Genomic DNA, 12,077 nt, shown 5'->3' on the forward strand with positions numbered 1-12,077 from the left:
GCTAACGATTCAGACTACCCGACGTAAATTCGAGCTGAGTCTCGAAGAGACGTTAGCGCTGAATTTATGTGTCGTAGACCAAGCTCTGCGGTCGCTTTAGCGACGTTCAGAGCGCAGTGGGTAGTCGGAGTTAGTAGTAGTTTTCGCACGCTTGCTCGAATTTTTCTTTCTTTGAGAAAACCGCGATCCGACTAAAGCATCTTTCTACCTTAAGATTTTGCAGACTTCTCTCAATAAATTTTCACTTCCGAATTAAATCTAAATAGCATAGTTGAATCGTTCAAATTTAAACTAATCAAAACCTTATTACTTTTTGATTTATTAAGCGGTTTTCGAAAAGAATAAATCCAGACTTTCAATTAAAAGCGAAAATTACTACTAACGGTCTGACTATCCGACGTAAATCCTAGCTGAGTCCAGCACCATTTAGTGAGCTATGCGAATGTTTAAAATGGTGCTGGACGTTAACGTTGGCACGCATTCTTGCCTTGCAAGAATCGTGACTAGGATTTATGTGTCGCAGACCAAGCCTGTATTTCAGGCGCAGCGGATAGTTGGTGTTATCTGTAGCCGCCATCTTCTCGGCACGGAAGCCGACTTTTTTAGACAGTATTCTTAACGCCTTTCATTATTTTCAATTCAAATAAGAGCAATTTCATTCTGAAATAAAATATTATCTCTTAAACTTCACATCCGTCACTGAATCTTTCATTCTTTCAATCCTGAAGACGCTGATAGGCGTTTAAAAATTGCGTATAACATATAGCTTATACGTAATGCGAAAATCGGAATAGCAAAACTTTGTTGAAAAATTAAACGTGAATACTTTCCTTTTTTTATATTTCAACAATCGCAAGTGAAAAAGCATTAACCAACTTAATTGGTTTTCCGCTATTATTTTCTTTATAAACTGAGGACCTAATTCAATTTGGTGAATTTCAAATTAGAGAAGACAACAATATTGTAATAATGAAAAGCAAAACTGAAATCTGAATGAATCTTCTTTGATCTTTTGTAAACATGAAATTAGCTAAAACATCAATATCATTTGAACAAAACCTTTAATTCAAATTCTATTTAGTTATTACAATAATGGGCGTTTAAAACTCTCTTTCTTTGAATTAATTCTTTTTAATTTAAAAAAAGCGGACAGGAAGTCCGCTCTTAAAGGCGGTTACAGATAACGAATGAGCTTGCCGACGTTCCTCGTAGCTGAGTCCAGCACCATTTAGTGAGCATTGCGAACTTTTAAAATGGTGCTGGACGTCTGCGTCGGCACGACTTCTTGCCTTTGCAAGAAGCGTGACGAAGAGGAATGTGTCGAAGACCGAGCCGGTATTCCGGCGATGCGGCAAGCGAAAGTTAACCGATGTGCGAATTTAATTATAAATTCGTTTGGAATTACTTATATATCTTTTATGAGTAACAATAGAATCCAATATATCATCATCAAATAAATTCAATGTTAACTTTAAATTTTTCTTATCGGATGGTAAAACTATTTTCTCTTTACCATCTACTATTGCAGTATTCATATTAAGTTTTATAATCTTAGCTGCTTTTTTGAAATCTTTTATTTGAAAATTTTTTAATACTTTATCTTGCTGAATTAAAAATATCTTCTTCCTTATCCATTCATCTTTATTGCTATCAAATTTTAGTTTATCTTCTAAAACAACAGGATTTTCTTTTATAAATTCATCAATTTCAATATCAGAAGCAGATTTTAAATAATTGGTCAAATCTAATACTCTTCTTGCAAGTGAAAATGACTTAAAAAATAAATAATTATCTTTAAAAACAGCAACAACGCTTTCATTTATAATTATACCGGGATCGTCATACTTAATAAAAGTATTTTGAGAAAAAAATAAATTAAATTTATTAGTTTTTATTAAATTATTTCCAGTTAAGCTTTGGAATCCTATTACTACTTTTCCAATATTTTCGATTTTTAAACCAAAAATACTTTTAATTTTACAATCTATTAAATCACTTTTTATTAAATCAGATACATTAACTTGTCCATTGCGTAAACTTTTTATATTTAAAGGTAAATCAAAAGGATTGATATACAAAGATTCATTGCTTTCTGTATTATATCTCCCATCGTATTTAAAAGTATCTTCTACGTCTAAAAATTTTTCAATTTGTCTATCAAAAATATTTCCTAATTCAATTTGTAATTGTGAAGTTAATACTATATGTTTAATTTCTTTTTTACCTAAATCATCTATTATTGCATAAAATTGGTATATGTTTTTATTCATCTAAATTTCCTTATCTATTACTAAGTATTCTGTTATATGTGATATATTTTGAATATTTTTTATATTTCTGATTTCTTTTCGAGTAACCAGTATATAAGAAATATTTGTATTAGTTTCAATTTCATAAAAATGGTACTTTAGTAAGCCAATTAAAGGATTGAAATGGTAAGCATTACTATTATAGATTGATATAAAAATTATAGTATAGATTATAAATGCATTTTCTATGCTAATGTTAGCTAAAAAAGGGACTAAATAAGTAACAAGATAAGCTACTACTTCATGATCAGCTGTTTTTAATTTTTTTATCTTAATGGGTTCGATTTCACCACTTTTCTTAATTTCATTCAATGTATTTTTAGCTAAAAGAAATAGAATTATCGAAAAGCATATTAAGAGTATTCTAGTTAATAAATTAATATTTTCTAGGGAAATACTTAGTGAAATGAGTAACGGTGCTAAAGATGTAGATACAAAAATGATTTTGGCAAAATTACTTAACATTTAATTCTCCTGTAAATTAGAATATGAGCATTTCGGTTAACGGTCCGACTATCCGACGTAGATCCTAGGTGAGCCTCCAAAGGAGGCGTTACCGTTGGCACGCATTCTTGCCTTTGCAAGAATCGTGACTAGGATCTATGTGTCGAAGACCAAGCACTGGGTTCTTCTAGAACTCAGTGCGCAGCGGATGGTCGTTGTTATTCGCTACCGCCGTATTCGAGGCAGGGATGCCGATAACTTTCAAGATAAACTTTAATAATCAGATTCTCTTTGTATATCAATTTAATTCTCAGATTACACCGACTGCCTAGGTGAAATTTGAATTCTTTGGTCTTTCAACTTGGAACGTCCGTTTGGAAACTTAAATTGTGGAAATAAGAGACACGTTTTAAAAATTCAAACCTTCTCGGAAATTAAATACATCCACTAATCAATGAACTTTGTTGGCGATCTTCGGATTCTTCTTTTTAGAAATTTAATACTTTTTAAAAATTTACTTCGTCGTGAAACTTGATACCAAAATCTTCGTTTTCTTAATTTGTATTTTTCAAAGCCAACTATCCTATCTCGTTCAAGCGTTGAATAGCATGAAAAACGATTTTATAAAGTCTTTCAAATTCTTTGAATCACCTTCAAATCAAATTAATATGAGACAAGTTGAACAATTAATTTCATCTTTACTTTTCATTTTTAACATCTGATCTCTAATTCCAATCGAATCTTAGTATGAGCATTCTCAATTAATTGATTCAATGAATATTCAATTTCTCTTTCGATTTGAATTGGGAACTTCTAATTGAGTTTTTCTTTCTAATTTTCTTACTGTTTTTAAAAATTTGAAGATTAATTTTTGTAATCTCAGAAAAAGGAATCCACTCATTTTTAAATTTGTCTTTCTATATTCAATAAGCGGACACGATGTCCGCTCTTCTAGGCGGTTGCGAATAACGGTCCGACTATCCGACGTAGATCCTAGGTGAGCCTCCAAAGGAGGCGTTACCGTTGGCACGTATTCTTGCCTTTGCAAGAATCGTGACTAGGAACTATGTGTCGAAGACCAAGCACTGGGTTCTTTAAGAACTCAGTGCGCAGCGGATGGTCGTTGTTATCTGCTGCTGCCGTCATTGAGGCATGGATGCCGACAACTTATGGAATAAACCTTAATAATCTGATTCTTTTTGTAAATTAACTTAAATCTAAGTTCATTTAGATCAATTAAGTATAATTCAAATTTTTTTTCTTTGATCTTTTAACTTAGAACGTCCGTTTATAAAGGTAATTTTTCTGAGATGATTTTTATGTTTTTCACATAAAACATGAGCAAAACTGTAGAACATACACTCATGAGACAGCTTTATAAGCGGATTATATATTTTTCAAATTAAAATCTTGAAATCTAAAAATAGATTTAATTCTATAAATTTGTTTTTATCCGATTCCAGAAAAGGGTTCGTGTAATTTCGAAATTTGCTTTTATAAAACTATTAAAACTACTATTAACAATGATAAACAAAGAAAATATTCTTAAAGAGTCTTTCCTTTTCTTTGAATCAATTTCAAATAAAACTTGTAGAACTCAAGATGAACATCGTTTTACTTCAATGAAAAATTGGCATTCAGATCTTACGATTCCAAACCCAAATTTAATCTTTGACAAAACTTACTTAATTGCCTTTCTAAATCAATAATAATCGGTCACATCAAATATGGATTAGAAATTACTTTCTTTACTTAATCTTATTAATTGAATCTAATTGGATTTTTCTTGAAACAAAACAATAATGTCTTACAATCTTTTTAAATTCGTCCTTTTTTATTCAATAAGCGGACACGATGTCCGCTCTTCCAGGCAGTTGCAGATAACGAATGAGCTTGCCGACGTTCCTCGTAGCTGAGCCTCCATAGGAGGCGTTAGCGTCGGCGCGTCTTCTTGCTCTGCAAGAAGCGTGACGAAGAGGAATGTGTCGAAGACCGAGCCGGTATTCCGGCGAAGCGGCAAGCGAAAGTTATCTGAAGTGGCTTATAAATATTTTCTTTTTCTTTCTTTTATTTTACGAAAAGAATCTATTTCATTTATAGTTTCTATCCATTAAATTAATAGAAAACGATTAAGCAATTAATTTAAAAATGATTCTTTACAGTTAATTTGTTATCTTTTAAAATGAAATTTGGTTTATAGCCAATTTCAAAATATGAATGAATGCATTTACTTTTCAAAATCATTTTGACGCAGAATTGGTATACACCTTCTCCAGGATTAAATAATTTAATATTTATTTTTTTATTTTTTCTAATTTCCTCAATTAAAGCTTTATTTTCTTTTCCACTTGCAGATATTTTTAATTCTTCAAAAAATATATCATCTGAATTTTCAAAACTAATAACTAGATATTGGCTTGCGTTAATAATTTTATTCTTAAAATCATATCTATATTCACAATTTATAAAAAAAATAGAAAGTATAAATAATAAAAATATTAATAAAACGATTTCATATTAAATCATTCGATATTTCATTCTTGTAAATTGATAAGGATTATGTGAAATCATATATAAACCTAAAACTTATTGAATGTTTACATAGATTCAATTTCTTTTCCATTCAATCATTTCTATTTTAATAAGTTTATTATCACTATCAAGAATAAGATACAATGTCTTTCCACTTTGAGGATCAATATTCCATCCATAATCTACTTTAATTTCAAAACAAAATGCTAATAAATTATTTATCTCACAATTTACTGATATATTAAATAGTTCCATTACCTCTTCTTTTTTCATGCCTATTCTCAATTTATTTTTTATCAAACTATCCACCATATATTTTCTGTTTACGAAATTACCATCTACTTGTTCATTCCACTTATTCAATTCAAAATTTTTATCATTATTCTGATTTTTACAAAGAATCAGTAATGAAATACCAATTATATAAAATATAGATTTAATATTTTTTAACATAAGGTTTTTTTAAATAATGCCATTTCAGATAACGAGGAGCGTTGCTGCCGTTCGGGAAAGCCGAGTCTCCAAAGGAGACGTTGGCGTTGGCACGAGATTGCTGTGAACGAAGAGAGCAGGGCAATCGTAGTGACACCCGAATGGGTCTGAAGCTCCTTTTCTTAAAGGGCAAGGGAGCGAAGACGTTTCCAGTAACGCGGAGTTAGCCGAAGCGATTATTTATTTATTGAGTATAAATATATTCGTTATTTAAATTTCGAAGAACTTTCTTATCCAAAGTCCAAACCTTTAAATTGTGCTTAATACTTTCATTAATCAGAACTGAATCTATTAAGCCAATTCCTTTCGAAATATACTTCTTTTCGTGAGACAACTTCCCTGCTTGAATAAAAGTTCCTTCTGGATTTAGATGATCTAAATTTTCCCAATAACTTACTATAAAATCCGATTCCTTTTGATTCCTACAACCTTGTAGAAGTTCACCAAATATAACTTCATGAACAACTACTTCTGATGACTCCAATAATTTTCTTAGTTCTGAAAAGTAAGGTTCTGACGTTCGAAAAAACTCAATCCAGACCGATGTATCTACCAAGATCATCTCTGGCGATTAATCTCCCTCAAAGCTTCAGCAGAAAAATCCTCTTTGAATTTTAGAGGGTTATTAGCCAAAGCATTATTATGATTTCTCAACTTGGCTTGCTTTAGCCAATCAGTGAGTGCTTTCTGAAGTGATTCAGTTACATTTTTCCCGCCAGAATATTTCTGAACTTCTGTAATTAAGTCATCTGGAAGAATCGCAGTTACCTTCATAAAAGCAATTATACGATGTCTTATCGTATAGTCAATCGTTTCTTCTGACTGAATTAGTCATGAAGCTACATATCATGCTAAAAAGGATTTTCTCACTTCGGTCTTTACTTCTCAACTATTTATATCAATATTCTTGAAATTGAGTAAATTGAATTTTTACACGTAACGCTCAGTCTAACTTGGATTTCGAAAAAACGTCTGAAGAAAAGTGTAGCATTAACATATATTTTACTTATCAGGTTCAAACGATCATCGATTATTATAGATATCTAATTGAGTGGTAATTTATTTGATCGTTTCGGCTAACGATTCAGACTACCCGACGTAAATTCGAGCTGAGTCTCGAAGAGACGTTAGCGCTGAATTTATGTGTCGTAGACCAAGCTCTGCGGTCGCTTTAGCGACATTCAGAGCGCAGTGGGTAGTCGGAGTTAGTAGTAGTTTTCGCACGCTTGCTCGAATTTTTCTTTCTTTGAGAAAACCGCGATCCGACTAAAGCATCTTTCTACCTTAAGATTTTGCAGACTTCTCTCAATAAATTTTCACTTCCGAATTAAATCTAAATAGCATAGTTGAATCGTTCAAATTTAAACTAAGCAAAACCTTATTACTTTTTGATTTATTAAGCGGTTTTCGAAAAGAATAAAACCAGACTTTCAATTAAAAGCGAAAATTACTACTAACGATCCAGACTACCCGACGTAAAATCGAGCTGAGTCTCGAAGAGACGTTAGCGCTGAATTTATGTGTCGTAGACCAAGCTCTGCGGTCGCTTTAGCGACGTTCAGAGCGCAGTGGGTAGTCGGAGTTAGTAGTAGTTTTCGCACGCTTGCTGATTTTTTCTATCTTTGAGAAAACCGCGATCCGACTAATGCATCTTTCTACATTAAGATTTTGCCGACTTCTCTCAACGAACTTTCACTTTCTGAAATAAAAAGCATAGTATAGTTGAATCGTGCAAATATAGACTCAGTAAAACCTTATTACTTTTTGATTTATTAAGCGGTTTTCGAAAAGAATAAAACCTGACTTTCAATTAAAAGCGAAAATTACTACTAACGAGGAGCTCAATCGCAGTTGTCGGTAGCTGAGTCTTGAATTTCCCGAGTGAGTCCCCGAACGAGAATTAGAAATTCAAGACGTTAGCGTTGGCACGAAATTGCGACGAACGAAGTGAGGAAAAGCAATTACAGTGCCACGACAATTGCCCCAAGCCCTCTACCATGACAACAAAGGGCGCAGGGGGTTTCCGATTGAGCGGAGTTATTCGAAGGAACCTTCTATCAATTATCTAAATTGACCTTAATAAAACATATTCTTTCTTTATGTTTCGGTTCTTTTGTGGATTTCTTACTTTAGCCTTTATTTCTAAATCCATATCTAGACTATTTAGATAATCTTTAAGTGTTGATATTTTCATATCTTTCCTTGTTTCTAATTTAGACAATGAGGATTGTGAAAATGAAGTGATCTCCTCTTGCTTCATACCAATGCTTTTTCTAAGTTCAGAGAGATTGATTTGAAATAATATTTCTTTTGATTTAGATTTCGCTCTGTCAATACTTTCTTTAGATAAAGATTTTTCAATCTTTTCAATTGCGCTTAGTCTTGGACTTTTTTGCTTTAGGCTTGATTTCTTCATTTTCTCTCTCCCATTTTTGATAAATTTCTATTGCCTTGGGAATCATTTCTTCGTAAAAACGATCATTTCCTTTCTTATCTCCAGCATTTAGAATAAGTCCTATTCTATCTTTTGTAAATATAAAAAAGATTCGAATTACTTTCAACTTTACCTGGACTCTCAATTCTTTAAGATTATTAATCTTAGTGCCTTGAATAGTATCAACATATGGTCTTCCTAAATTAGGACCTTTCTCAGCCAATACATATAGTTGAGAAAGTATTGCTTCTCTAATAGATATATCTTGTTTATAAATCCATAAATCAAATTCAATTGTTGATTCTATTAGCCACACACCACCATTATTTCATATATCATGGATTTGTCAAATCGATATTCACTACAGTTCATATTCCTTTTCTTATAGATTTTTGCATCAGAATCAGTTAGTTCGATTTATTGAAATTGTTGCTTTAGGTTCTTTCGAATAACGAACTAGCCTACCTGCCGTTCGGGATAGCGGAGTCTCCAAAGGAGACGTTAGCGTTGGCACGAGATTGCTTCGAGATGAAGTCGAGAAATGCAATCGAAGTGACACCCGAATGGGTCTGAAGCTCCGCTGCCTTAAGGGCAAAGGAGCAAAGACGTTTCCAGGTAGGCGCAGTTAAGTGCTGTTTCCCCAACTCTTTAATTTGTTTTGAGAAAGTAGCGGATGGCAACCTTGCAATTTTAATTATTGTTTATAAAAATTGATTTTATTTGACGTAGCGATTGAGAACCTGATTTTAAGCATCGGAATATATAATTATGCTACCTTTCCTAGCTCCATTCATTATTAAGAAAACTTAATGCGGTTTTTCTGAATCTTGGTGCTGCTGCTCCGAAGATCGGTGCATGTCCTTCATTCGGAACAATCCATAAATAAGAATTTGGTATAGATTTGTACATTTCAATTGGGATCTCGATTGGATAGAGTGGGTCTCTATCACCAAAAACTAGCAACGTCTTGTTTTTAATTAGAGATAGTGTAATTGTGTTAAAATTTACATCTTCATGACTATACTTTAGGGAATGACCTATTGACCATAGCGATCTTATCTGTTCGTCTCCATGCAGGTGTTTACGACGCATTTCTTGCCAGTCTGCATCTGACTTTGATTCAATAGTAGAGGCAGTCATGTATTTTCGGGCAGCATCTGGAAAGTAATGACCAGAACTGACAAGAACCATAGAATCAATGAATTCTGGTGCAGTAGTCGCTATGTGCAATAACGTTTGACCACCTCCGCTAAAGCCAATTGCTTTAATTGATTTAAGTTTTAGTGCAGAGAGCACTCCAATAACATCTTTAGCACATTGCCTGAAAGTAAAGTCATGAGAAGAACTTGTTGTCAGCCCATGCCCACGAAGATCAACTTCTAAGAGTTTGTATCCAATTGGTGGTTCCTCAAAAACCCATTGCCAATCGGTAGAGGCGCCTGTGAAACCATGCAACAATAGTAGTGGTTCCCCATCCCCTCTTAAACGGTAATGTATTTTAATACCCTCAACTTCAATTAAACCCGTTTCCATAGCTCTCTCTTTATATGTATTAATTGCTCTTCAAATGTTACCTTAAAATTCGCATATTACTATTTTAATTGTCAGCCTTTTATTTAAAATAAAGATTACTTTTATGTCAAAATAATAATTTATTCCCTTTTTTTCTACTTAATTTACGTTGTTACGGATCTCATTATTTATAATTCCTTCTTCAAATAGGGAGAGGGGAAATTGCACTTAACGAGGAGCGTTGCTGCCGTTCGGGAGAGCCGAGTCTCCAAAGGAGACGTTGGCGTTGGCACGAGATTGCTTCGAGACGAAGTCGAGAAAAGCAACCGTAGTGACACCCGAATGGGTCTGAAGCTCCTTTTCACTCAAGACAAAGGAGCGAAGACGTTTCCAGTAACGCGGAGTTAATCGCTGGTGCGTATATTACTGAATCCTATATAATTCCACCTAATATTATTCAAATCAATTAATTTTGAATATTTTTTATGACTGCAAAATAAATCTTCGTTGGTTTTACAAATCACCTCAGGGAATACATTACCATTGAAAGATAACAACGTAAATAGAAATTTATATTTAATTTCATCTGAATAAATAGATCCAATAAATCTAGAATCCAAAGAATCATTTCTATTATCTCCTAAAACAAAATATTCGTTTTCATTAAGCTGAATTTCTTTGAAACGATATGGAAAACTCTGTGTTTTTGCTTCAACATCAACAACATAGACTTGTCCATTATTATAAGTTTCAGAAAAAACATTCAGATTTTCTAAGCCGGATTTAAAGTTCCTAACGTCATATTGAATCATTGACTTACTGACCTTAGAATTATTAATAAATATTTCATCTGAATATTTATTACTCATCTGTTTCCGTTGAATTTTAATAAGATCTCCTGGTAAACCAATTATCCTTTTAATATTTTCTGGATGATCATTTTTATTATAACTTATCAGATCGCCTCTTTTTAAATTATTTTTATCAAAAATTCCCGTTACAAAAATCGAATCATTGACATTTATTGATGGACTCATTGATTTTGTATAAATTTCCTTTCTGCTTAATATTTTATTAAATACTTGCGTCTCCAATAAAGATACAGATACAAACAATATACTAATAAAAATAGGCAGAAAAATAAATTTTGAAAATATAGGCCTTTGTAGATTATTATCCTTTTTTAATGATTTTATTGTAAAAAATATAATAATAATAGAATATAGCCACGGATTAATAAAAACATCAAAGAATGCAGCATTTGTTGAACCAAATATTACATACAAAGAAAATACTAAACTATTCTTTAAGAGTTCTTTAAATAACCCTATAATAACAAAAATCCAAAATAACGATTTATCTTTCAAATAGTAGAATCCGAATGGAGGGGCAATTAGGTTTAATACTATACTAATGGTTGGTTTTTTCATTATCCTTTCTTTTTCCTTTTTTTAACGAAGCACTTGCGATTAACGAACTAGCATTATCGACGTTCCTCGTAGCTGAGCCTACAGAGTAGGCGTTAGCGTCGGCGCGCTTTTTGCTGAGGCAAGAAAGCGTGCCGGAGAGGAATGTGGCGTAGCCCAAGCGAGGGCGCAAGTCCCGAAGCGCAGCGAAAATGCGCTGTTATCCGAAGTCCGCAATTTATTTTAATCTAGTAAATTTCCGAAAGTAAAAACAAATATAGTAATTAGAATTGAAAATAGGTAAAAAGAAAGTATGATAAAGTGGCTTATCAAAAAGGATATCGCATATTTCCAGATTTTTGAAATTGGAACTTTATGTGCAAAATAAAAAATAAAACAGTGAGTTACAGCACTTAGTATTAGACTGGTTATTAGAGAATAATAAATTAGATGCTCTTTTTTTAATAAAATAATGAAGATCAAAATTGAAAATATCAATGTTGATCCGATCGTGTATTCAATAAAGGCAAATTTTAATGTATTGTTCGAAATTCGTAAAATTTTACTTCGGACAAAAGTTTGAAAAAGTGGTATGAAGACACCAAAAATATTTAAAATTAATGCCGTGTAATATTCTTTAATATTTTTATCAAACCAGTTGAACAAGGGATTTCTTATTTTTTCGCAAGGTAACGAATTGAAGAATTTATTTTCCGAAGTTTTGTAAATACAGTCAGACGGTTCTATTAAATCTAAATTAAAGGCTGAGATTAAAATTAGAATTAGAAAGGTAATGAAGGCAATTAAATTTAATAATAATAGAATTTTTTTTACAAATGAATCATCTTTAAATTTTAATAAAATAAAAATTGAAGCAAGGATTGCAAAAGATACTACAATTATTTTGATTATGAAAAATTCAATATGCATTTTTTTTGCGGATTTCGG

General features: G+C 32.2%; 9 protein-coding genes. All 9 read right to left on the reverse strand.

What is annotated here, in order from left to right; all coding sequences use genetic code 11:
• Positions 1 to 1,379 precede the first annotated feature (1,379 nt).
• Complete coding sequence (locus tag O4O04_RS07820; protein WP_272535260.1) at positions 1,380 to 2,270, reverse strand: Kiwa anti-phage protein KwaB-like domain-containing protein; 891 nt, start codon at positions 2,268 to 2,270, stop codon at positions 1,380 to 1,382.
• The gene (locus O4O04_RS07825; protein WP_272535261.1) at positions 2,271 to 2,774 is read right to left on the reverse strand and encodes a hypothetical protein; all 504 of its coding nucleotides are present in this window, start codon (positions 2,772 to 2,774) and stop codon (positions 2,271 to 2,273) included.
• 2,586 nt (positions 2,775 to 5,360) lie between these two features.
• Positions 5,361 to 5,738 carry a hypothetical protein gene (locus O4O04_RS07830; RefSeq protein ID WP_272535262.1) on the reverse strand — a complete coding sequence of 126 codons (378 nt, stop codon included), beginning with the start codon at positions 5,736 to 5,738 and terminating at the stop codon, positions 5,361 to 5,363.
• A 223-nt stretch (positions 5,739 to 5,961) separates the two neighbouring features.
• Positions 5,962 to 6,339 (reverse strand): PIN domain-containing protein, encoded by a 378-nt coding sequence (locus O4O04_RS07835; RefSeq protein ID WP_272535263.1) that lies wholly within the window; start codon positions 6,337 to 6,339, stop codon positions 5,962 to 5,964.
• Positions 6,336 to 6,551, reverse strand: a complete 216-nt coding sequence (locus O4O04_RS07840) for a DUF2191 domain-containing protein (protein ID WP_272535264.1) — start codon at positions 6,549 to 6,551, stop codon at positions 6,336 to 6,338. The genes O4O04_RS07835 and O4O04_RS07840 overlap by 4 nt, the downstream gene beginning before the upstream one ends.
• Positions 6,552 to 7,842: 1,291 nt before the next feature.
• On the reverse strand, positions 7,843 to 8,193 hold the full coding sequence (locus O4O04_RS07845) for an XRE family transcriptional regulator (protein WP_272535224.1): 351 nt from the start codon (positions 8,191 to 8,193) through the stop codon (positions 7,843 to 7,845).
• Entirely contained in the window at positions 8,144 to 8,527 is a 384-nt protein-coding gene (locus tag O4O04_RS07850; protein WP_272535226.1) for a type II toxin-antitoxin system RelE/ParE family toxin, read from the reverse strand. Before O4O04_RS07850 ends, O4O04_RS07845 begins: the two co-directional genes overlap by 50 nt.
• A 464-nt stretch (positions 8,528 to 8,991) precedes the next feature.
• Entirely contained in the window at positions 8,992 to 9,744 is a 753-nt protein-coding gene (locus O4O04_RS07855) for an alpha/beta fold hydrolase (protein WP_272535265.1), read from the reverse strand.
• A gap of 383 nt (positions 9,745 to 10,127) precedes the next feature.
• Entirely contained in the window at positions 10,128 to 11,153 is a 1,026-nt protein-coding gene (gene lepB / locus O4O04_RS07860; protein WP_272535266.1) for a signal peptidase I, read from the reverse strand.
• Between the last annotated feature and the right edge of the window lie 924 nt (positions 11,154 to 12,077).

The organism is Leptospira sp. GIMC2001 (assembly GCF_028462125.1).
GTDB lineage: Bacteria > Spirochaetota > Leptospiria > Leptospirales > Leptospiraceae.

What these genes read in the sequence shown, in the direction of transcription:
- O4O04_RS07830 (WP_272535262.1), bottom strand. Translation starts at nt 5,738, where the DNA reads ATGTTAAAAAATATTAAATCTATATTTTATATAATTGGTATTTCATTA.
- O4O04_RS07820 (WP_272535260.1), bottom strand. Translation starts at nt 2,270, where the DNA reads ATGAATAAAAACATATACCAATTTTATGCAATAATAGATGATTTAGGT.
- O4O04_RS07855 (WP_272535265.1), bottom strand. Translation starts at nt 9,744, where the DNA reads ATGGAAACGGGTTTAATTGAAGTTGAGGGTATTAAAATACATTACCGT.
- O4O04_RS07845 (WP_272535224.1), bottom strand. Translation starts at nt 8,193, where the DNA reads ATGAAGAAATCAAGCCTAAAGCAAAAAAGTCCAAGACTAAGCGCAATT.
- O4O04_RS07840 (WP_272535264.1), bottom strand. Translation starts at nt 6,551, where the DNA reads ATGAAGGTAACTGCGATTCTTCCAGATGACTTAATTACAGAAGTTCAG.
- O4O04_RS07835 (WP_272535263.1), bottom strand. Translation starts at nt 6,339, where the DNA reads ATGATCTTGGTAGATACATCGGTCTGGATTGAGTTTTTTCGAACGTCA.
- O4O04_RS07825 (WP_272535261.1), bottom strand. Translation starts at nt 2,774, where the DNA reads ATGTTAAGTAATTTTGCCAAAATCATTTTTGTATCTACATCTTTAGCA.
- lepB (WP_272535266.1), bottom strand. Translation starts at nt 11,153, where the DNA reads ATGAAAAAACCAACCATTAGTATAGTATTAAACCTAATTGCCCCTCCA.